Origin of the sequence: Pseudomonas syringae group sp. J309-1 (assembly GCF_032582135.1) — a bacterium.
In the GTDB taxonomy this organism is placed as follows: Bacteria; Pseudomonadota; Gammaproteobacteria; order Pseudomonadales; family Pseudomonadaceae; genus Aquipseudomonas; species Aquipseudomonas quasicaspiana.
In genome coordinates this window covers 81,412-102,846 of record NZ_JAWHNU010000013.1, presented here as the reverse complement: position 1 = coordinate 102,846, position 21,435 = coordinate 81,412, and the positions used below count along the sequence as shown (strand labels likewise).

At 57.6% G+C, this 21,435-nt stretch carries 18 protein-coding genes; 13 read left to right on the top strand and 5 right to left on the bottom strand.

The window, feature by feature from the left end; genetic code table 11:
* Positions 1-25 precede the first annotated feature (25 nt).
* The 11 genes from RX972_RS10400 to RX972_RS10350 all read left to right on the top strand — a co-directional run bounded on the left by RX972_RS10400 (position 26) and on the right by RX972_RS10350 (position 12,974).
* On the top strand, positions 26-1,420 hold the full coding sequence (locus RX972_RS10400; RefSeq protein WP_099268210.1) for an ethanolamine ammonia-lyase subunit EutB: 1,395 nt from the start codon (positions 26-28) through the stop codon (positions 1,418-1,420).
* A gap of 11 nt (positions 1,421-1,431) precedes the next feature.
* Positions 1,432-2,268, top strand: a complete 837-nt coding sequence (gene eutC, locus RX972_RS10395; protein WP_316874855.1) for an ethanolamine ammonia-lyase subunit EutC — start codon at positions 1,432-1,434, stop codon at positions 2,266-2,268.
* 87 nt (positions 2,269-2,355) lie between these two features.
* Positions 2,356-2,814 (top strand): GNAT family N-acetyltransferase, encoded by a 459-nt coding sequence (locus RX972_RS10390; RefSeq protein WP_316874820.1) that lies wholly within the window; start codon positions 2,356-2,358, stop codon positions 2,812-2,814.
* Between the two features lie 259 nt (positions 2,815-3,073).
* Complete coding sequence (locus RX972_RS10385; RefSeq protein ID WP_027898624.1) at positions 3,074-3,721, top strand: DedA family protein; 648 nt, start codon at positions 3,074-3,076, stop codon at positions 3,719-3,721.
* Between the two features lie 3 nt (positions 3,722-3,724).
* Positions 3,725-4,537, top strand: coding sequence for a zinc-dependent peptidase (locus tag RX972_RS10380; protein ID WP_316874816.1), 813 nt, complete (start codon positions 3,725-3,727; stop codon positions 4,535-4,537).
* Between the two features lie 111 nt (positions 4,538-4,648).
* On the top strand, positions 4,649-5,176 hold the full coding sequence (gene ppa / locus RX972_RS10375; protein WP_003317259.1) for an inorganic diphosphatase: 528 nt from the start codon (positions 4,649-4,651) through the stop codon (positions 5,174-5,176).
* Positions 5,177-5,549: 373 nt separating this feature from the next.
* Positions 5,550-6,275 (top strand): helix-turn-helix transcriptional regulator, encoded by a 726-nt coding sequence (locus RX972_RS10370; RefSeq protein ID WP_027898626.1) that lies wholly within the window; start codon positions 5,550-5,552, stop codon positions 6,273-6,275.
* Between the two features lie 980 nt (positions 6,276-7,255).
* The gene (locus RX972_RS10365; RefSeq protein WP_316874801.1) at positions 7,256-10,705 is read left to right on the top strand and encodes a glycosyltransferase; all 3,450 of its coding nucleotides are present in this window, start codon (positions 7,256-7,258) and stop codon (positions 10,703-10,705) included.
* 233 nt (positions 10,706-10,938) lie between these two features.
* Positions 10,939-11,583 carry a hypothetical protein gene (locus RX972_RS10360; protein ID WP_316874799.1) on the top strand — a complete coding sequence of 215 codons (645 nt, stop codon included), beginning with the start codon at positions 10,939-10,941 and terminating at the stop codon, positions 11,581-11,583.
* Positions 11,580-12,284 carry a hypothetical protein gene (locus RX972_RS10355; protein ID WP_316874797.1) on the top strand — a complete coding sequence of 235 codons (705 nt, stop codon included), beginning with the start codon at positions 11,580-11,582 and terminating at the stop codon, positions 12,282-12,284. The genes RX972_RS10360 and RX972_RS10355 overlap by 4 nt, the downstream gene beginning before the upstream one ends.
* Complete coding sequence (locus RX972_RS10350) at positions 12,285-12,974, top strand: protein phosphatase 2C domain-containing protein (protein WP_316874795.1); 690 nt, start codon at positions 12,285-12,287, stop codon at positions 12,972-12,974.
* A 564-nt stretch (positions 12,975-13,538) separates the two neighbouring features.
* On the opposite strand, the gene RX972_RS10345 is transcribed toward RX972_RS10350, so the two are convergent.
* Both RX972_RS10345 and RX972_RS10340 read right to left on the bottom strand, forming a co-directional pair.
* The gene (locus tag RX972_RS10345) at positions 13,539-13,823 is read right to left on the bottom strand and encodes a hypothetical protein (protein ID WP_316874793.1); all 285 of its coding nucleotides are present in this window, start codon (positions 13,821-13,823) and stop codon (positions 13,539-13,541) included.
* Positions 13,824-13,944: 121 nt separating this feature from the next.
* Positions 13,945-14,403, bottom strand: coding sequence for a helix-turn-helix domain-containing protein (locus RX972_RS10340; RefSeq protein WP_316874853.1), 459 nt, complete (start codon positions 14,401-14,403; stop codon positions 13,945-13,947).
* 141 nt (positions 14,404-14,544) lie between these two features.
* Between RX972_RS10340 and RX972_RS10335 the strand changes: the two genes are divergently transcribed.
* Positions 14,545-15,774: an MFS transporter gene (locus RX972_RS10335; RefSeq protein WP_316874791.1), complete on the top strand. Its 1,230-nt coding sequence runs from the start codon at positions 14,545-14,547 to the stop codon at positions 15,772-15,774.
* A gap of 154 nt (positions 15,775-15,928) precedes the next feature.
* Here the strand turns inward: RX972_RS10335 and RX972_RS10330 are convergent, their stop codons facing one another.
* The 3 genes from RX972_RS10330 to RX972_RS10320 form a co-directional block, all read right to left on the bottom strand.
* A complete protein-coding gene (locus RX972_RS10330) occupies positions 15,929-16,822 on the bottom strand; it encodes a helix-turn-helix transcriptional regulator (protein ID WP_316874789.1) in 894 nt (297 codons plus the stop codon).
* 371 nt (positions 16,823-17,193) lie between these two features.
* Positions 17,194-18,165 (bottom strand): FecR family protein, encoded by a 972-nt coding sequence (locus tag RX972_RS10325; protein WP_316874787.1) that lies wholly within the window; start codon positions 18,163-18,165, stop codon positions 17,194-17,196.
* Positions 18,166-18,213: 48 nt separating this feature from the next.
* On the bottom strand, positions 18,214-18,732 hold the full coding sequence (locus RX972_RS10320) for a sigma-70 family RNA polymerase sigma factor (RefSeq protein WP_027902034.1): 519 nt from the start codon (positions 18,730-18,732) through the stop codon (positions 18,214-18,216).
* 216 nt (positions 18,733-18,948) lie between these two features.
* Between RX972_RS10320 and RX972_RS10315 the strand changes: the two genes are divergently transcribed.
* A complete protein-coding gene (locus RX972_RS10315) occupies positions 18,949-21,402 on the top strand; it encodes a TonB-dependent siderophore receptor (RefSeq protein WP_316874785.1) in 2,454 nt (817 codons plus the stop codon).
* Positions 21,403-21,435 lie beyond the last annotated feature (33 nt).

Below are 21,435 nucleotides of genomic sequence, written 5' to 3'. Positions count from 1 at the left end.
AACCGGGACGTCATGGAGATTCTGTATGGCAAGCTTTTCCCACTCCGTCGGTGCACAGACGTATCGCTTTGATAGCCTCAAAGACGTCATGGCAAAGGCCAGTCCAGCGCGCTCCGGGGATTTTCTGGCGGGCGTAGCGGCGTTGAATGATGGCGAGCGAGTTGCCGCGCAAATGGCGCTGGCTGATATTCCCCTCAAGCACTTTCTTGAAGAAGCGCTAATCCCGTATGAACAGGACGAAGTCACCCGCCTGATCATCGACACCCACGACACACTGGCCTTCGCCCCAGTCAGCCATCTGACCGTCGGCGGTTTCCGTGACTGGCTGCTCAGCGACAAGGCCGACGAAGCCAGCCTGCGCGCCCTCGCCCCTGGCCTGACGCCGGAAATGGCCGCTGCTGTGTCGAAGATCATGCGCGTTCAGGACCTGGTACTGGTGGCGCAGAAGATTCGTGTGGTCACCAAATTCCGCGGCACCCTGGGCCTGCGCGGGCGCTTATCAACCCGCCTGCAACCCAACCACCCTACTGATGAGCCTTCCGGTATCGCCGCGAGCATTCTCGACGGTCTGCTGTACGGTAACGGCGACGCCATGATCGGCATCAACCCGGCGACTGACAGCACCTCATCCATCGTCGCCCTGCTGGAGATGCTCGACGCAATTATCCAGCGCTATGAAATCCCGACTCAGGCTTGTGTACTGACACACGTCACCACTTCGATTGAAGTCATCAATCGTGGCGTACCGGTGGACCTGGTCTTCCAGTCGATTACCGGCACCGAAGCGGCCAACTCCAGTTTCGGCATCAACCTCAATCTGTTGCAGGAAGGTTATGAAGCGGGGTTGAGCCTCAATCGCGGCACGCTGGGCCAGAACCTGATGTATTTCGAGACAGGTCAGGGCAGCGCACTGTCGGCCAACGCCCATCACGGCCTCGATCAACAAACCTGCGAAACCCGCGCCTACGCTGTGGCCCGGCACTTCAACCCGTTTCTGGTCAACACCGTGGTCGGTTTCATCGGCCCGGAATACCTCTACAACGGCAAACAGATCATCCGCGCCGGGCTTGAAGATCACTTCTGCGGCAAGCTGCTGGGCGTGCCCATGGGGTGCGACATTTGTTACACCAACCACGCCGAAGCCGATCAGGACGACATGGATACCCTGCTGACGCTGTTGGGGGTAGCGGGCATCAATTTCATCATGGGCATCCCCGGCTCTGACGACATCATGCTCAACTACCAGACGACCTCGTTCCACGACGCACTCTACGCCCGGCAAACACTGGGCCTGCGTGCAGCACCGGAATACGAAGCCTGGCTGGAAAAAATGGGCATCTTCACCCAGGCCGATGGCCGTATACGCTTCGGTGACAGCCTGCCGCCCGCCTTTCGCAACGCCTTGGCACATCTGGCATGAGTGACGAGTTGATGGACGATCTCCCCGAAAGCAAACCCGACAACACGCCAAACCCGTGGCTGGAACTGCGCCGCCTCACCCCCGCGCGAATCGCCCTGGGTCGCACCGGCACCAGCCTACCCACCAGTGCGCAACTGGATTTCCAGTTTGCCCACGCGCAGGCTCGGGATGCCGTGCATTTGCCGTTCGATCACGCAGCGCTCAGCGAACAATTGACCGCTAAAAATCGCGAGACCCTGCATTTACACAGCGCCGCAACCGACCGCGACAGCTACCTGCAACGCCCGGACAAGGGCCGTCGTCTGGACGAGGCTTCCGCGCAAACCCTTCGCGATTACGCAGCGGCACATCCCGGCGGGATTGATGTGGCTGTAGTGGTCGCCGATGGTTTGTCTGCATTGGCCGTGCATCGCCACACCGTGCCGTTTCTGGCGCGCATGGAGGAATTGGCCAGCGCCGAAGGCTGGACGCTTTCACCGGTGATTCTTGTGGAACAAGGCCGGGTCGCGATTGCTGACGAAATCGGCGAATTGCTCGGGGCAAAAATGTCAGTGATCCTGATCGGCGAACGCCCCGGCCTCAGCTCGCCGGACAGTCTGGGCCTTTATTTCACCTACGCCCCCAAAGTCGGTCTCAATGACGCGCACCGCAATTGCATCTCGAATGTACGACTTGAAGGGCTGAGTTACGCAATGGCCGCGCATCGTCTGCTTTACTTGATGCGGGAGGCCTGCACACGGGGTTTATCCGGGGTCAATCTCAAGGACGACGCGCAACTCAACAGCCTGGAATCCGATGAGCCACTGAACACGAAAGGCAACTTTCTACTGGCAGGGCCATCGGACTGAGCATTAGATTGCGCTTTCTAAACTCATTCGGCAGCATCGGGCGGCAAGCCTGTGGAATATTTGTCATCGAGAAGTTGAGGCCCAACCATGCGGATCGTTAAAGCCACACTGGAACACCTGGACCTGCTAGCCCCGCTATTCGTCAAATACCGCGAGTTCTATGGCGAACTGCCGTTTCCGGATTCGTCCCGCGCCTTCCTCGAAAAACGCCTGAGCCGGGATGAATCAGTGATCTACCTGGCGCTGGCTGCCGACGATGACAAAAAGCTGATGGGCTTTTGTCAGCTTTATCCGAGCTACTCATCGCTGTCGCTGAAACGCGTGTGGATCCTCAACGATATCTATGTGGCCGAAGATGCCCGTCGCCAACTGGTGGCCGACCACCTGATGCGCACCGCAAAGAAAATGGCCAAAGACACCCAAGCCGTCCGCATGCGCGTATCGACCAGCAGCAATAACGAAGTGGCGCAAAAGGTCTACGAATCCATCGGGTTTCGCGAAGACACCCAGTTCAAGAATTACGTTCTGCCGATCAGTGAGGATTGAAACGCCGCAATTCCGTAGGAGCTGCCGAAGGCTGCGAAGCATTTATCCTGACACGCAGCCATCGCAGCCTTCGGCAGCTCCTACAGACTACTTACTCGCCACACGACAGCGCGGGATCTGCATGATTGCCGCGAATACAACTGATCCTGAGAACCCAATCCCCCTCCCCACCCATTCTGCTTCTATAATCCCGCCGCAACCTCCTCAGTAGTTACTTCCGCACGTGACCCGGTCTGGGTCTCCGCTATTGGTGCCATACATGGATTTCAACCCGCTCGACCTGATTCTGCACTTGGATGTGTACCTCGATTTACTCGTAACCAACTACGGCACGTGGGTCTACGCGATCCTGTTTCTGGTGATTTTTTGCGAAACCGGTCTGGTGGTCATGCCGTTCCTGCCGGGTGATTCGTTGCTGTTCATTGCTGGTGCGGTAGCCGCCGGTGGCGCCATGGATCCTGTATTGCTGGCATGCCTGCTGATGGCGGCGGCGATCCTTGGTGACAGCACCAACTACATCATTGGCCGCACCGTAGGGGAAAAACTCTTCCAGAACTCTAACTCGAAGATTTTCCGCCGCGACTATCTGGTCCGCACCCACGAGTTCTACGACCGACATGGCGGCAAGACCGTCACCCTCGCGCGCTTCCTGCCGATCATTCGCACCTTTGCGCCCTTCGTCGCTGGCGTCGGCAAAATGCATTACCCGCGCTTCCTCGGCTTCAGTGTGCTGGGCTCGGTGTTGTGGGTCGGCAGCCTGGTCACCCTCGGCTACTTCTTTGGCAACGTACCGTTCATCAAGAAGAACCTGTCGGTATTGGTGCTGGCGATCATCGTGATCTCGCTGCTGCCGATGATCATCAGCGTGGTTCGCGGTCGTATGACTCGCTCGGCGGACGCCCGCTAGGGGATGTGGTCGTTAAGCCAATGGCGTCGGCAACGCAGGCTGGCCAAAAGCCCCGTTGCCGCCGAGCTGTGGCAGCGAGTGCGTCAGGGTTTGCCAATCCTCGATGGACTGAGCGCCGAGCAAGACGCCCTGCTGCGGGAAAACAGCGTGCTGTTCCTGCAAGACAAGCACATCAACTGCCTGCCGGGCGTTGAACTCAGTGACGAACAGCGCCTGCATCTCGCCGCCCAGGCGCAACTGCCATTGCTCAACCTGGGCGACCTGAACTGGTATCAGGGCTTTCACGAACTGGTGATCTACCCCGACGACTTCGTCAGCCCGCAGCGCCATCGCGATCCCAGCGGTATCGAACACGAATGGGACGGCGAGCACAGCGGCGAAGCCTGGCAGCAAGGCCCGGTGATCCTTGCCCTGCCCGGCGTGATGTCCAGTGGCAACTGGGAGCCGTACAATCTGGTGATACACGAACTGGCGCACAAACTCGACATGCTCAACGGCGACGCCAACGGCCTGCCGCCGCTGCATAGCGACATGCAGGTCAGCCAGTGGGCCAGCGTCATGCAGCACGCCTACGACGACATGAACCGCCAGCTCGATGCAGATCCGGACATCGAAACCGCCATCGACCCCTACGCCGCCGAAGACCCGGCGGAGTTTTTCGCCGTGACCAGCGAATACTTCTTCTGCGCACCGGATCTATTGGTTGATGCTCACCCGGCGGTCTATCAGCAGCTCAAAGCCTTCTATCGCCAGGACCCGCTCAACCGCCTGCAAAACCTGCAGCGTGATGAACCTTCCTACCAGAATCAGGACTAACCCCTGCAGGCTGCCACGCGTGGCAACACCAACAGAATATGCCTATAATCCGGCCCACTTTTTGGCGTAACCAGCCAAAGCCGTCTGGTCAATCAAGGGGGGCAATGCCCAATGAGCTACAGCAAGATTCCGGCGGGTAAAGACCTGCCGAACGACATCTACGTCGCGATCGAAATTCCGGCCAACCACGCGCCGATCAAATACGAAATCGACAAAGATTCCGATTGCCTGTTCGTTGACCGTTTCATGGCGACGCCGATGTTCTACCCGGCCAACTACGGTTTCATCCCGAACACCCTGGCTGACGACGGTGACCCCCTCGACGTGCTGGTTGTAACCCCTTACCCGGTTACCCCAGGTTCGGTTATCCGCGCCCGTCCAGTCGGCATCCTGCACATGACCGACGACGGCGGCGGCGATGCCAAAGTCATCGCAGTCCCACACGACAAGCTGTCCCAGCTGTACGTCGACGTGAAGGAATACACCGACCTGCCTCCACTGCTGCTGGAGCAGATCAAGCACTTCTTCGAGAACTATAAAGATCTCGAGAAAGGCAAATGGGTGAAAATCGAAGGCTGGGGCAACGCAGACGCCGCCCGTGCCGAGATCACCAAATCGGTTGCTGCCTACAAAGGCTGATCGATTGCTGCATCGCCAACGGAGCATCTGCAACAGATGCTCCGTTAACATCCCTCGCAAAACCTCCTCTTCTTTAAAACGCTCCCGGCAAACATCCATGCCGATTGATCGTTCTGCGAAAACAATCAGTTTTTTCAGTAAACACGCGCCAAACAAACAACTCCCCCGTTAAACCCAATAAACAGACCTCCACGCCTGTCAGTGCGCGCCGGGCAAAACCTGCACTGTTTACCTGCCGCCAGCCAATGACAGAAGCCCCCTACAAAACCCGTCAAACCCTGTAATCCCGGGGCTCGCAGGACAATTAGACACACCGCTCATTTGAACACCTCGTTTATTTAAACCCGCTAACGAGCGCCGTAAACTCGGGGTCATGAATACATCAGGTGATCGACTACGCGCCCTCCTGCGGGAGTGCCACCTCTCAGCCACGGACTTCGCCGCCAACCGGAAGGTCACGCCTCAGCATGTGAACAACTGGTTCAAGCGGGGCATCCCCATGGCCCGTCTGGACGAAGTGGCTGAACTGTTAACCGTCAACGCACGGTGGCTGCGCACGGGCGAAGGCCCCAAGCATCCGTGCGACTCGGCCAATGAAAACAATGGCGGCGACAGCGGCGCGTCCCGCCACGCCAACCGCAGCTCGCTGCGCAGCGACGTGGAAGTGCCGGTCTATAAGGAAACCGAATCGGACACCGGCGACACCCTTATCGCTGAAGCCCCCGGCAAGAAAATCCGCCTGCCGCTGCATGTGCTGCAAAGCATGAATATCAACATCGACAACGCCATCTGCGTCGCCATGATCGGCAATAGCATGGCCGACAAGATCCAGGACGGCTCCGTACTCGGCATCGACCGCGGCCTGACCCGAATCATCGACGGCGAAATGTACGCCCTGGAACACGGCGGCATGCTGCGCGTGAAATACCTCTACCGCCTACCCGGCAACGGCCTGCGCCTGCGCAGCCACAACAGCGCCGAATACCCAGACGAACTGTTCTCAGCCGAACAGATCGAGCAGCAAGGCATCCGCGTACTGGGCTGGGTGTTCTGGTGGTCGACGCTGAACACGCGGCGGCATGGGATAGCGTTTCGGTGAGGGTGGTGATCTGTTGGAGCGAGCAGGCGGCAATCCGACTTGCCAGCAAACCTATGGGAGCTGAGCTTGCTCGCGATAGTAGCGCTGCGGTTTGAAGTCATACCGCGTTATCGTTTATCGCGAGCAAGCTCGGCTCCTATCAAACATCACTCCAATAATGGATTTGAAACGCGGACCTTGTAGGAGCTAACTTGTTGGCGAAGCGGAATTTCTGACGATGCGGGTCCGACGTCTCGCCAACAAGTTGGCTCCTACAGGTCACCCGTTTGCTGCGCGACAGCGCGGTGTCAGGGATACCGGGACCACTCCCACAGGACCGTGACCCTCCTGAGATTACCTCGCATGCCTGTCGGGATGATTGCGACTCTGTGGGCGAGGCTTGGTCTGGGCGGCATTCCGACGACAAGGCTGGACGCTGTCAACCTGAAATCCACAATGCCAAGTCAAAGTGTTTCAAGACTGGGCAAGCGCCGCGAACATCAGTATCCTCTGCGCCATCCCGGCCCGAAGCACACAACGCCTCGACGCCGACGGTTACGCCCAGACTCAAAGCTGGTCAGCGTCACCATCCAAATTAGCGCCACTCGCTGAGCGCACCTGTTAAAGGCGAGCACGGTTTGCCAAAAACAAACCAAGTTCGTCCTTGAGAAGCCGGCCACAAGCCGGCTTTTTAATTTCTTACGAATAACCCTGCCCCATCCAAGAATCTCTCCTGATAGCTTGGCTATTCGGGAGTTTCAGGCATTCATGTGTCAGATGGTCCTCACCGCCATGACGGCCGTTGCCGAGGACGCACAGGAATATCTGCCTGGCAATTGCGCGACCCACCTTACCCGCCAACTATTTCTGATCAGCCTCTATCACGCCCCCTATCTCGACCCGGACGATAACTTCATTGACATGAAGAACTCAGCAGGTTGCAATCGGGCTATAGCGTTGTTTTTCGGCTATTTACTCATTGAGACGCTAGAGGGAAAGGTATGCAAGATCGTACGCGGCGTAATGACCCGTTGATCGAGGAGCTTGAAGTGCTGGTCATGGAGCATCCCTCTCTCGAAAACGGTGAGCCGCCAGTTGGCGTGGTCATTCATGTCTGCCAGCCCGATGTGCTGCGAGACATTTTGGTCCGTTTGATTCACCTGCAAGAACGCCTGCACCTCTACGTAACTTGCGTGACCGGCCGTGACGATACGGTACGTACCCAGTTAGCGGCCAGCGGGCTGAGTTATTCGCTGTACCGGGTGCCCGATCACGGGAGGGATGTTTTACCATTCCTGCGGGTGCTGCCGTTTTTACGTGCCGATAATATCCACACACTGATCAAGCTGCACACCAGGCGCACGGTGCACTTGGGCGTGACTAACTCCTCCGCCCATGACCTTTTCGATGATCTGCTAAGCCCGGTACGCTTCCGCCGATCGGTAGAATACCTTGCCGACCCGGCGCACCATCCAATGCTTGGCATCGATAAGTACCGGCTGCCGGTCATCAAAAACCTCGATGAAAGCGAACGCACGCACCTGGTCACCCTGGCCGAACGTGCCGGCATTGATCAACAACGAATCAATGAGGCGGATTTTTTTGCCGGCGCCATGTTCTTCGTGCGCACCGAAGCGTTGTCCCCCCTGGAAAGGATACAACTGACAGGCAAAGATTTCGAAACCGAGCGTGGTCAGCTCAACGGCACACTGGCACACGCCTTTGAACGCTTTTTCGGCGTGCTGGCGGATCTCGGCAAACAGCAGCGCAATATCAACCTGTATCGGCGCTGGCTGGACACCCGGCAACTGACTGCCGCGGAGTTCGAAGGTTTGCCGGCGCGACTTGCGAGTTGGCCGAGTCAACCGGATGTGTTGTTGGTATTGACGGATACCACCGGTGACATTGCGCTGTTGCGTTCCAGTCTGGAAAGCATCGACCGCCAGCTTTACGGGGCGGCGGCCATTGTAGTGCTGTCCAATGCCGAACCGGTAGGGGTGACGCCGACCGACAATCTGGTCTGGCTACCGCTGGCGGAGTCCTGGCCGAGCCAGCTCAACGAGCTGCTGCAGGACATCCAGACCGACTGGTGCTACCTGCTGCGGGGCGGCGACCAACTCGCCCCCCACGCGCTGCTGTTGCTCGCCGAGGGCATCGCCTTGAACCCCGGCGTCAGCGTTTGCTATAGCGATGAAGACTCGCTGACCGCAACTGGATGCCAGAATCCGGTATTCAAGCCGGATCTGAACCTGGACCTGTTGCGAAGTTATCCGTATGTCGGTCGAGCCCTGGCCTTCAGTCGCGAGGCCGCGCTAGGTGCCAATGGCTTCGATCCCGCCTTCGCCGAACTGGCGCCCCATGACTTGCTCTATCGGCTAGTTGAAACTCATGGGCTAGGCACCGTCGGGCATCTCGCTGAAGTGCTGGTACACCAGGTAATCAACTTCGGCCAGTGGCTCGGCGAAGGCCAGGTCATCGCGCACTCCGCGGCAATCGTCGAGGCGCACTTGCAGCGTCTGGGCGTGGCTCATGAACTGCACGCAGGCCCCTTGCCGATGGCCAACCGGGTCGTTTACCAACACGCCGGGCAGCCGTTGGTGTCCATTGTGATCCCCACAAAAGATCAGCTGCCGATGCTGATGCGCTGCATCGAAAGCTTAATGGAGAAAACCCGCTACACGAACTACGAACTGATCATCGTCGACAACAACAGTGAGACCGCCGAAGCCCAGGATTGGTTAACGGGTATGGAGCGCCTGAACGACGCCAAGGTGCGTATCCTGCGTTACCCTCACCCTTTCAACTATTCGGCAATCAACAACTTTGCCGTCAGCCAGGCACGGGGCGATTACCTGGTGCTGCTCAACAATGACACCGCCGTCATTGACGGGGACTGGCTTGGCGCGATGCTCCATCACGCTCAGCGGCCGGAAGTGGGGATAGTCGGCGCCAAATTATTATTCCTCGACGGGACTATCCAGCATGGAGGCGTGGTACTCGGGTTGCGCGGCGTGGCAGACCACCCATTCGTCGGCGACCCCATGCAGTCCAATGGCTACCTTCACCGTTTGCAGGTTGACCAGAACTACAGCGCGGTGACCGCTGCCTGTCTGATGATCCGCACCGAGCTGTACCGCCAGGTGGGCGGAATGGACGAGGCTAGCCTGGCAGTTTCCTATAACGACGTAGACCTGTGCCTGAAAGTCGGCAGGGCCGGGCAACTGATTGTCTGGACGCCTTATGCGGTGCTTTTGCATGAAGCCAACGTGAGCCAGAACAAGGTCGACACGACCAAGCTGGAGGCCAAGCGAGAACGCTTCAAACGCGAGCAATCGGTGATGTACCAGCGCTGGCTGCCGCTGCTCGCCAACGACCCGGCCTACAACCGCAACCTCACCCTGGAAGGCAGCGGTTTCGCGCACGAACTCCGTAGCGAGGGCGACTGGCAACCGTTCGCCAGTCACCCGTTGCCTTATGCGCTGTGCTACCCCGGCGACTCTTTCGGCAGCGGACATTATCGGGTGCGCCAGCCTTTCGCTGCCCTGAAAGCCGCGCAGCTGGTCGAGGGCGCGGTGAGCGACTGGCTGCGTCAACCGGTAGAACTGGAGCGCCTGGCGCCGGACACGATCATTTTCCAGCGACAATTCACGACGCCTCAGCTGGAAATGATCCAGGACGCCAAGGCATTCTCCAAGGCCTTCAAGGTTTACGAGCTGGATGACTACATTCTCGACGTGCCCACCGGCAACGGAACCCGCGAACAGCTTCCCAAAGACATCGCCAAGCGCCTGAAAAAAGGCGTGGGGCTGTGCGACCGGTTAGTGGTGTCGACCCAGCCACTGGCAAATGCGCTGAAGGGTTTTAACGCCGACATTCGCGTGGTAGAGAACCGCCTGCCCAGCCAGTGGTGGAGCGGCCTGATCGCCCATCGCCAACAAGGCCGCAAGCCGCGGGTCGGCTGGGCAGGTGGCTCGAGCCACCGCGATGACTTGCAAGTCATTGCCGAAGTAGTTCGTGAACTGGCAGGGGAAGTGGAATGGGTGTTTATGGGCATGTGTCCACCGGCACTGCTTCCCTATGTCCACGAGTTTCATAGGGGTGTGAGTATCGAGAAGTACCCGGCATACCTGGCCGGCTTAAACCTGGACCTGGCGTTGGCACCTCTGGAAGACAATTTTTTCAACGCATGCAAAAGCAATTTACGGTTATTGGAATACGGCGCCTGTGGCTTCCCGGTGATCTGCTCGGACATCATTTGTTATCGCGGCGACTTGCCGGTGACCCGGGTAAGGAACAAACCAAAAGACTGGATTGCCGCTATTCGCGAACATCTCGCTGAACCCGACGCCAGCGCCGGGGCCGGAGATGCCCTGCGCAGCCTGGTACTCGATAACTGGATGCTCAGGGAAGAACACCTGTTGGCGTGGCGAGAAGCCTGGCTGGCGGATTGACTGAACTGCTTGTTATCGAAAAACCGTATGGAAGGGGGGGTTGTCTTTTTTCAGGAACGATGGAGGCCTAAAAGGTCTGGACCGTAATCTTGGCGGGAAACTGGATCAGGTGCTGTATGCCTTGAACGACAACTTGTGGCAGGCGGTCAGCTAAGCAATTGACAGACACTATGCACAAGCACTTAAACTGTCCTCAGTCCTAGGACAAAGGACAGTCACTAACTGAGAGCGCCATGAAGAGTCAAGATGTTTTGCTGTTGATCAAGCTGATTTGCCTTGAGCAGCGCGAACGTGAGCAAAGGAAGCTCGACAGTGAAACTGAGGAGCTGATCAAGCTAGGTGATGTCAACTCATCCCGCGAATGGCAAGGCTGGGAAGATCACTCCGAGCAGGACCCTCCAGTTCATAACGACAGTTACTCCGTTCGAGCGCTGCAAGCATCGTTAGGCATCAGCAAAACCGAAATTGCTTCGGCTTTAAAGCGCTGCCAGCAAATCGGATTACTGCGCGTAGACCCCAACACCCAGTTACCTCGGGTCAATAGCAAAGCCCTGCTGAGCTTTATCGAGCATGGTTTGCGCTATGTGTTCCCCGTCAAACCGGCAGAGATTGTCCGGGGCATTCCTACAAGCTTTTCCGCTCCGGTGCTAAAGGACAAGTTGATGAGCGGCGGCGATTTGATACATGTCTGGCCAGACGCCTTCGGTAATCGTAAGGGACAATCCATCACCCCCCTATTCAAAACAGTGCCTGGCGCTGTGAAGAAAGACTCACGCCTTTATGAATACTTGGCCCTTATAGATGCCATTCGTCTGGGTAGCGCAAGGGAAGCCAATCTCGCCAACGAGATACTGCGCAGTAAGGTGCTGCAAGCATGAGTCGCAGCCAAAACATTCAGATGCTGGAAGTGGTTGCCCAAGCGCTCGGCCAAGAGCTCTGCCAACAGGTAGCCTTTGTGGGCGGCTGTACCACCGCCTTACTTCTTACTGACGAGTTCAGTCAGGAGGAAGTGCGCTACACAGATGATGTCGACTTGGTAGTCCATCTGACTGGCTATGCCGGATGGCAACAGCTTGTCGAACAACTTCGGCAAAAAGGCTTCAAGCAATCACCGCAAGATAACGTTATCTGCCGCATGCGCCTCGGCGAACTGAAAGTCGACTTTATGCCCGAAGACCCAGAGACCGCCAATCTGTTGGGCTGCAATAACCGCTGGTTTAAAGACGGCCTGGCCAGCGCGCAATGGCACGAGTTACCAAGCGGCTGCCGCATACGCTTGTTCACACCGCCCTACTTTCTCGGCAGCAAACTGGAAGCCTATGCCGGACGCGGCGCGCTGAATCCGCTAGGGAGTCAGGACCTTGAGGACATCCTCAATCTGGTGAACGGACGCGAAGAGCTGCTGCAAGAAGTAGACGCCGCTCCACCAGACCTCCACGCCTACTTGGCACAAACACTGAAGGCACTGCTGGGCAACAACGATTTCGGCTATTTGGTACAGGACGCCGCACGCGGTGATGAAGAGCGTGAGCAAATCATCTGGCAGCGCTTGCGTCACATCGCCCAGGTGACCGCTTAAATGCGTGCAACCGTGCAATGTCACACTCAGACCGGCACTATGACAGCCGACAACCGCGATGCTCTCGCCCATGTCGAGCAAGCCCATGCCAGCCTCTACATGATCGCCGACGGGAGTAGCAGCCATCCTTACAGTGGCGAACTCGCCAATGCCCTGCTTGCAAAGCTCGCAGAAGACTTCAGCCTCCTGCAACTGACCGGGATGGACTCAGAACAAACGGCCAAAGCACTACTGCAGATAATCACCGACAGCCATGAGGCACTGCGTGACGCTTACCCTTGCGCAGCATGCAGCTATATGGTGCTTTGCCTGCTTACTGACGCGGCGTTCAGCATCCATGAAGGCGATTGCTGTCTTGGCTTGATAGAGCAGAACGGCAGTATTAATTGGCTGAGTAACGTGCACTGCGCCGCTAATTGGCAAGGCGACCTGGCTCATGAAACGATTGCACAAAATTTATCGCGCCATCAGTTAACCCGCTGTTTCAGCGCGCGGCGTGAAAGCAATCCCGAAATCAAGCATTGGCCTATCACAGCTAACCAACATTGGCTGCTGGCCAGCGACGGCTTCTGGGCCGGCCTCAGCCCGCAGGAACAACTGACTTTTTTACGCAACGGCAACCTGATAACGCCGCCCACGGCTGACGACATCAGTTGCCTGAGCGTTCAAGATCAACCCTCAGCCCGGTGAAGCCATTCAGGACCCGGCCGCAGGTACGGTGGATTCTTGATCGCTGCATGAAGTGCGGCAGTTGGACCGCGATTACTTCACAGAGGACAGCTGCTAGGCGCACAAGTACATAGCGCAGCGCCGGAGTCCGCTTTTTTAACCCTCCAGCTCTGCCATCGCCTCATTAACTTATTCCGAGGGCCTTACGTAGCTCTTTTAACCTGTTCATCTCGACTCTAAAAAAAATACAATAATTACGAGTAAAACACACCAAAATCGAGTATTCGCCATGTCGCCGCTCTCCCTTTTAGGAGCTAAGCCTTGCGTACCCTCGACACCCACTTTCCGACCCCCAATAAAAAACCCGCCGAAGCGGGTTTTTTGTCCACTACCATTCCAACTCCCTGTCGGCAGTATCCTTTCATGGTCGATCATCCTTGATCCTGACGGGCTTCCTGCTCGTCAGTGGTTGAATACAAGACTATGCCTGTCGGGCAGGTCTGCAAATGGCAGTTTTTCTCTATCGCATGTAAGCGTTTGGCTATGTGTGGATTGAGACTTACGGTATGCCCCAATGACAACTAATCAACCGGCAAATACGGAGTCTGAATAAGCATCCAGACCTACCCTTCTCCGCCTGGCGACCAAAGCACGTCGAAACGACAAATCCGCGTATTCCATGAACAGCCGGGCCAAGTAATTCAGCGCAGCCTCCTCTGCTTCGCTGCCGACGACAAAATCAAAACCCAGGGCGCCTTTGTTTTCATCCGGGAGGTCTTCCCAGCTTGTCATCAGATAGTCGTACATAGCGCTGACGACTTGGAGCTTGTTCAGCGTTTCAGGAGGTGAAGCGGATTCATTGCAGTTCATAAATGGCTCGAGTCCTTACGTAATTGCGAGCCATTTTTCAATGCTGCCGCCCGGATGACCACACGCTATAGCGTGCTTTTGTCCGGGTCGGGGTGAACTGCGTCGATGAGCAGTCTTCCCACTATTTCGCCCCCTTAACCACCCGCCCCCGCTGACAATCCTCCGGCCCAAGCAGTCGCCCTTCTGCAGACCGAACCTCCAACGCAACCACCGGCTGCTCACGCGCTTTATCCAGCAGCACCGAATGCACTTCGCCAGTCTGGAATAGGTGCTGTTCTCCCCATTGGCGCATCGAGACGACGATGGGAAAAACCGCACGGCCGCGCTCAGTGAGGATGTATTCCTTGTAAGCGCTGCCGTCTGAGGCGGGGTGGATTTCGAGGATTTGCAGTTCGACGAGGGTTTTCAGGCGTGCGGCGAGGATGTTTTTGGCCATGCCGAGGTTTTTCTGAAACTCGCCGAACCGTCGAACGTTGTCGAAGGCGTCGCGGATGATGAGCAGCGACCAGCGATCGCCGATGGCTTCCAGGGTTCTTGCCACTGGGCATTCGTCGCCTTGGACAGTTGAATGATTCGCCATTTTGGATTCCCGATCAACCATCAGAGGAAGTCTCGCCAGCAGCAACGCCATGAAAAACTGGTTGCAGATTAAAACCGGCCTTGGTAGAAATCAATGAAGTGGTTTTTAATTGAAACCGGAATCAGCATCAAGGATGGATCCATGGCCTCCACTATCAATGCAGCAATCGAGCTCGAATCTTGTGAAATCCGGTCGGCGAGCACTCCCGAGCTATCTCCAGCGCTGACGCTACTGTTGTCGATCACCTGCGCACTGGCCGTGGCCAATGTCTATTTTGCTCAGCCTTTGCTCGACTCCATGGCTCAGAGTCTCGGTGTCGACCCGGGCATGATCGGCATTGTGGTCACCGCCACTCAGGTTGGCTACGGCGTGGGTTTGATTTTCATCGTGCCGCTGGGCGATCTGATTAATCGCAAGACTTTGATCCTGACTCAAGTGTTGCTGTCGGCTGTTGCGTTGATAGTGGTCGGGTCTGCTCAGCAATGGTCGGCCTTGCTGGGGGCGATGATTTTGGTCGGTTTGATGGCGGTGGTTGTTCAAGTGGTCGTGGCTTATGTCGCTGCGCTGGCGACGCCATCACGACGCGGGCAGGCCGTTGGCACGGTAACGAGCGGGATTGTCTTGGGCATCCTGCTTGCGCGTTTTACATCAGGGCTTATTGCTGATCTGGCCGGGTGGCGGGCGGTTTATTTTGTTTCCGCGGGGTTGATGCTGACCCTGGCCGTTGTGCTGTGGAGGGCTATCCCAAGCAAAAGCTTGCCGCGTGTTGCAAGCTCGTATTGGGCGCTTCTGCTGTCGACGTTCACACTTTTTGTCACCGAGCCGGTTTTAAGGATCAGGGGTGTTTTTGCGCTGCTGATCTTTGCTGCGTTCAGTGTCTTGTGGACGGCGATGGTGTTGCCGCTGAGTGCGCCGCCGTTGAGTCTTTCGCATACGCAGATTGGCTTGTTTGGCCTCGCGGGGATAGCCGGTGCCTTGGCGGCATCGAGGGCTGGTCGCTGGGCCGATCAGGGTTTGGCACAGCGCATTACGGGGATTGCTTTGGCATTGCTGGCGCTGTCCTGGGTGCCTATCGCGTTCGCGGAAACATCATTGCTCGCGCTGATTGTCGGAGTGGTCGTTCTGGATTTCGCGGTTCAGGCGGTGCATGTCACTAATCAGAGTCTGATATTTGCGGCGAGGCCCGATGCGCAAAGTCGGCTGGTTGGCGCTTATATGTGCTTTTACTCGCTTGGTAGTGCACTAGGGGCGGTTGCGGCCACCCAGGTTTATGCACGTTGGGGCTGGGTGGCGGTGTGTTTGTTGGGGTGCTCGATTAGTGTTGTGGCGCTGGGGTTTTGGGTATGGACAAGAGTTGCGGGGCGTTCGTGATTAGCCGCTTTAGAGGGAGAGATTGATTAGCCCGCGACCAAGACGACGCAAACAGGCGGATATTCCGCGTTATCGTTCATCGCGGGCAAGCCTCGCTCCCACAGGATCTGCGCAAACCGTAAGACCCGCTTTAGCCGGTCCTATGTCAGCGTTATCAGACGCCCTCCATCTCCGCCGATGCCTCAATCTCCGCCGTCTGATACTGAAGCAGCGGGATATCCACCAACGCCACTTGCGACGGCGAGAAGTGGTTTTCTTCTTCCGAATCCCTTGTGCTCAAGCTGATACCGAGCGGCATGCCCGCGTAGGCGTCCAGCACGAGGTTGTAGATGTCGGCGTTGGCGGCGCGCACGTTGGCGGTTGTGCCGCTTGCGAGATGGACGTGGGTATCGCTGATCAAGTGCATGACTTTCGCGCTGGTCAGATCGTGTTGGGCGATCAGCGTATGAATCACCTGCTGGGCCACCGGTGAGTTGTTGGTGTCGAACGCAAGTTCGTCGGTGAAGTATTCACCAAGTGCGCGATAGAGCTCCGGTGTCAGGCCTTGTTCGCTGTCCCAGCCGAGTTGCCAGGCGTCGTCTTCCGGGCGGTCTGCGGCGTCGTCGAGCAGGCGGATGCGTCGGATCAACGCGGGATTGATCAGCAGCTTTCGGTTGTTAAGGGTGCTGACCACCAACCACTGTGGCTCTGCATGCTCAATGCTCAGCGAGTCGGTAATCTGGGAATATTCCGCGAAAGTAACGGGATACCAACTGCAATTGGTTTCGCCGGGAAGCAGCAAACCCATGCGGCCCCAGAAGCCGTCAAAGATGGCATCGTCGCCCGGCACCCAGTGCTGGGAGGTGATTCTTCGGCCACTGGTGGCGAAGTCCATCAAGTCATCAACGTTGGTGCCCAGCAGCGTGGCGATATCTCTCAAGGCTGGAACACCAGGCTCCGCCTCGCCGCTTTCCCACTGCCCGACAACCTGTTCGGACACGCCCAGTGCCTTGGCAAAATCGGCCATCGGCACGCCTAAGGTGGTGCGTAATTCTTGTATGCGCTGCATGGCTTACTCCAACCGTTAGTTCTTCCAGAAGCAGATGCTGAGCCAGCAGGTGACCGGTACGTCAGCATCTATCGGAGGGAGAAATTAGCGGGAGTGAGCAGGCGCGTTCGGGGAGAGGGTTTATGGGAGGCGTAGTGGATTACGTAAAAGGCTGACGGACGTTTCTTACAAGGCGAAGCGACAGGCCGATGGTTGATCGTGATGGCCCGTCAACTACTGAATGGAATACTAGCCCCTTCCCTTGTGGGAGCGAGGCTTGCCCGCGATGAGGCTAGACGCGATACACCTGATATTTGCGGTGTCCTTATCGCGGGCAAGCCTCGCTCCCACAGGGGTTCAGTGTTCAGCTTAGATTCCGGTATCAGCCAGGGCTAAATCCCGGCCTTCCCCTCTTTCACCGCCTCGCCATTCATCACCACGGTCAACCAAGGCAGTTGATAGATCCGCACGGGCTGGGTTTGGGACAGCACGTTGAGCATGCCGGGTACGTCGTCGAGGTTGAATACGCCGCTGACGGCGGTGTCGGGCAAGGTGCCAGCGACGATCAGTGAGCCGGGCATGTAGCGTTCGATGTCGGCGAAGACTTCGGTCAGCGGGCGGCTGTTGAAGATCAGTTTGCCGCGTTGCCAGGCGGCCGCGGTGGTGGTGTCCAGGGGGCTGGTGGTGGACGGAGGGAAGCCGCTTTCGAACTCGAGTTGCTGGGCCACTTTCAGCGGGACGGCTTCGCCGCCCGAAGAGACTTTGACTTCACCTTCGGTGACACCGACGCGGACACGCTGGCTCTGGCGGTCGACATCAAAGCGGGTGCCAACAGCCTGCACGCTGCCGCCAGAGGCCTGGACAACGAAGGGCCGGTTGGCGTCTTTGCTAACTTGAAACAGTGCTTCGCCTTTGAGCAGACTGATGTCGCGACGGTTAGCCGAGTAATGCACGGACAACGCTGTGGCGCTGTTCATCCAGACCTGGCTGCCGTCTTCGAGGGTGAGCATTTTGCGCTCGCCGACTGCGGTGGTGTGGTCGGCGAAATAGACCTGAACAGGTTCTGTAAAACTGGTCAGCGCCAACGCGCCCAGTCCGGCAGCCAGTGCGACCCAACGCAAAGGACGGCGCTGCGGCGGGGCTGGGGGCACGAAGACTTCAGCGGTCCGGGTCTTCGGGATGGCCTGCCACATCTGTTCGGCCAGCCTGGCGGCGGCTTCATGCGCAGGGCTTTGCTGGCGCCAGCGGGCGAACGCGGCGTGCTCCGATTCACTGGCACTGCCCGAGGTTAGCCGCACCCATTGTTCAATGGCCTGATCTTCCAGCTCAACGTTGGGCATCGCGTGGTTCATAGGCTCGGTCATGGTGATGGGCTCAAAGAAGCCGCCAGTGGAGAGTGCATCTTGCTCATTCTAGATGCACTCCGACTGGCGTAGCCAATCCCGACAATGGCGCATGGCCTGGACAATGTATTTGCCCACCGAGCTTTCCGATACCCCCAAACGTGTAGCGATCTGCGCGTGGGTCATGCCTTCCAGGCGATTGAGCAACAACGCCAGCCGCGCATTGCTTGGCAAAAGGTGCAGAGCCTTATCGAGCTGCTCGACGGCTTCGGTCGCCAGAAACGAGCGTTCCGGCGATGCCATCGGGTCGCAGAAGTCCTCATCCAGGTCATCGGCCTGCAATGCGGAGCGCCGTTGTTCCTGACGTAAACGGTCAATGGCCAGATTGCCCGCCACCCGAAATACAAAGGCCCGAGGCTCCAGAATCTGCGCCGTATCGGACAGACCTGCCAGCCGCAAATAGGTGTCCTGGGCCACATCAGCGGCCTTTTCCACATTCCCCAGACGACGTGCGAGAAAGGCCAACAGGTCGCTGTAATGCTCCTGAAAGACTGTCAGCAAGTGATTTGAGTTGGGTGAAACAGACATTCGGACTGCCCCGGCTGGTAAGGCATGCATCCTATCTCAACTGAGAACAGTTATCATCAATATCTCCCGCCAGGCCGGTTTTCATCTATCGGCGTCACGCGAATAAAAATTATTTCAATAATCGACGGCAAGGTTGGTGGGGATGATTCGTCGTTGGGGTGGGCGCGAATAATTCTCATGTCGTGTCACCACCACTATTCAATACGGACGATTGAAATGCAGGCACCTTCCAAGTTCTTTGCTCCGGTCAGCGGTCGCACGTTGACCCTGACGCTGATGTTGACCATGGCTGGCAGCCTGCCCTTGATGCCGCTCACTGCGATGGCCGCTGACACATCGACCAGTATTGATCTGAAGCTGCCGGAGCAATCCCTGGATCAGGCGCTGACTCAGCTTGCGGATCAGGCCAACGTCCGTCTTATTTTCAACTCCAGCGATGTAGGCGCGCTACGCACCAAAGCGCTGCAGGGCAAGTACACACTGGGCCAGGCCATGGACACGCTGCTAAAGGGCAGCGGTTTCACCTGGCGCCTGCTGGACGAACGCACCGTGGTGCTGGAAAGACTGCCGGTTTCGGGCGACTCCGCCATGGTGCTGGGCGCCACTAATGTGAATGCGGCGGGCCAACTCGGAACGACCACCGATGGGACAGGCTCCTACACCACGGGAGGAAGCAGTACCGCCTCGAAACTGAACCTGAGCCTGCGGGAAACACCGCAGACGGTCAGCGTCATGACTCGGCAACTGATGGACGACAAGAAACTCACCAGCCTCGACAAGGTGCTGGAGCAGACGCCCGGTATTACTTTCCAGTACCGCAACTTCGGCGGCCACGTTTACACCTCAAGAGGCTTCTCGCTGCTGGCTGAAAGTTTTTTGATTGATGGCGTGCCGGGTCAGGGCTACCAGATCACCGGCTGGATGAAACCTGATACCGCTATTTACGACCGCGTCGAGGTATTGCGCGGTGCTTCCGGCCTGCTGGTGGGTGCAGGCGAGCCCGGCGGTGCGGTCAACCTGGTGCGCAAGCGCCCAACCGCGGAAAACAAGCTGACGGTGCAGGCCAGCGCAGGCTCCTGGGACCGCTACCGCATGGACCTCGATGCCAGCGGCAAGCTCAATGATACCGGCACGGTGCGCGGCCGCATGGTCACCGCTTACGAGGACAGCGGCTCGTACATTGACGAGCGCGACACCCGCACGCCATTGATGTACGGGATTGTCGAAGCCGATGTGAATGACGACACCACGCTGACCCTGAGCCTGCGTCATCAGGAAAACGTCATCAACGGCTATTCGATCTACGGCCTGCCGCGCTACAGCAATGGCAACTCGCTGGATATCTCCCGCTCGACCTCGTTGGTGCAGGACTGGAACCGTCACGAGAGCGACATGAGCGAGGTGTTTGCCGAGGTTGAGCATCGCTTCAATGATCGCTGGAGCAACACGACGTCGATGACGTATTCGGAGGGTGGGTTTGATCAGCAGGTTGCTTATGCTCAGGGCGCAATCAGCCCTGTTACCAACGCAGGCTCGACTTTTCGCAGGGTGTTGTTCCGCCGGGATGAGGTGGCAAGTACCGGGCTGGACAGCCATGTGAATGGTAACTTCGATGCGTTCGGGCTGACCCATGAAGTGACTGTGGGTGCCACTTGGTCTCGGCAAGAGGCCAATACCAAGCAATCGACGGTCACCTTTAGGCCAACAATCCCCACCGATGTCTTCAACGTTGATCACCATGCATTCAACAAGCCTGCACGGCCTGCGTGGATGACGGACATCGACATGACCGAAGAGCGTTCGGGCGTTTATGCCAATACACGATTGCGCCTTACTCAAGAGCTGAGTTTGATATTGGGCGCGCGAGCCAGTTGGTATGACTACACCTACGATGTCGATAAAGGTGGCGCCCTTCCCTATAACTCGAAGGTCACCCGCGAAGTAACGCCCTATACGGGCTTGATCTACGACATCAGCGACAATTGGTCCTGGTATGCGAGCTACGCGGAAATCTTCAACGCTCAGGGCAACTATGTCGATGCCAGCGGCGCACCACTGTCACCCTCGACAGGTGATAACTATGAAACAGGCATCAAGGGTGAGCTGTTTGATAAACGCCTGAACCTGTCGATGGCCCTGTTCTATATCAAGCAGGAAAATGTCGCGATCGCAGACCCTTCAAACATCGGCTGCACCGAGACAGATGTCGACGGCGTCTGCTACATCAACGGAGCCATCAAGCGCAGCAAAGGCATCGACATCGAAGCCAGCGGCGAAGTACTTCCGGGCTGGCAAGTATTCGGCGGCTACACCTACAACCTGCTGCGCAACACCGCAGAGGTCGAAGTCGCCTACGAAACCCCAAAACACATGCTGCGCCTGCAAACCAGCTACAACCTGCCAGGAGTCTGGAATCGCCTCACCATCGGTGGCGGTGTTTCAGCGCAATCTGGTTACAAGGCCGCTGTTGAAGGGCTGGATTTCGGCAGCCAGGGCTACGCCATCTGGGATGCCCGCGCCAGCTGGAAACTGGACGAGCACTGGAAGGTTTCGCTGAACGCCGAAAACCTGTTTGACCGTCGCTACTACACCACCGCCGTGGCCACCGACCGCTCGAACCTGTTCGGCGATCCGCGCAGCTACATGTTCACACTGCGGGGCGATTTCTGATCAGGCACAGCGCGCTATAGCCTGGAACACTGC

Coding starts and splice junctions, on each gene's coding strand:
- eutC (WP_316874855.1), top strand. CDS start 1,432: ATGGACGATCTCCCCGAAAGCAAACCCGACAACACGCCAAACCCGTGG.
- RX972_RS10340 (WP_316874853.1), bottom strand. CDS start 14,403: ATGGCGAATCATTCAACTGTCCAAGGCGACGAATGCCCAGTGGCAAGA.
- RX972_RS10350 (WP_316874795.1), top strand. CDS start 12,285: ATGCGTGCAACCGTGCAATGTCACACTCAGACCGGCACTATGACAGCC.
- RX972_RS10380 (WP_316874816.1), top strand. CDS start 3,725: ATGTGGTCGTTAAGCCAATGGCGTCGGCAACGCAGGCTGGCCAAAAGC.
- RX972_RS10400 (WP_099268210.1), top strand. CDS start 26: ATGGCAAGCTTTTCCCACTCCGTCGGTGCACAGACGTATCGCTTTGAT.
- RX972_RS10315 (WP_316874785.1), top strand. CDS start 18,949: ATGCAGGCACCTTCCAAGTTCTTTGCTCCGGTCAGCGGTCGCACGTTG.
- RX972_RS10330 (WP_316874789.1), bottom strand. CDS start 16,822: ATGCAGCGCATACAAGAATTACGCACCACCTTAGGCGTGCCGATGGCC.
- RX972_RS10385 (WP_027898624.1), top strand. CDS start 3,074: ATGGATTTCAACCCGCTCGACCTGATTCTGCACTTGGATGTGTACCTC.
- RX972_RS10370 (WP_027898626.1), top strand. CDS start 5,550: ATGAATACATCAGGTGATCGACTACGCGCCCTCCTGCGGGAGTGCCAC.
- RX972_RS10360 (WP_316874799.1), top strand. CDS start 10,939: ATGAAGAGTCAAGATGTTTTGCTGTTGATCAAGCTGATTTGCCTTGAG.
- RX972_RS10390 (WP_316874820.1), top strand. CDS start 2,356: ATGCGGATCGTTAAAGCCACACTGGAACACCTGGACCTGCTAGCCCCG.
- RX972_RS10325 (WP_316874787.1), bottom strand. CDS start 18,165: ATGACCGAGCCTATGAACCACGCGATGCCCAACGTTGAGCTGGAAGAT.
- RX972_RS10355 (WP_316874797.1), top strand. CDS start 11,580: ATGAGTCGCAGCCAAAACATTCAGATGCTGGAAGTGGTTGCCCAAGCG.
- RX972_RS10365 (WP_316874801.1), top strand. CDS start 7,256: ATGCAAGATCGTACGCGGCGTAATGACCCGTTGATCGAGGAGCTTGAA.
- RX972_RS10320 (WP_027902034.1), bottom strand. CDS start 18,732: ATGTCTGTTTCACCCAACTCAAATCACTTGCTGACAGTCTTTCAGGAG.
- RX972_RS10335 (WP_316874791.1), top strand. CDS start 14,545: ATGGCCTCCACTATCAATGCAGCAATCGAGCTCGAATCTTGTGAAATC.
- ppa (WP_003317259.1), top strand. CDS start 4,649: ATGAGCTACAGCAAGATTCCGGCGGGTAAAGACCTGCCGAACGACATC.
- RX972_RS10345 (WP_316874793.1), bottom strand. CDS start 13,823: ATGAACTGCAATGAATCCGCTTCACCTCCTGAAACGCTGAACAAGCTC.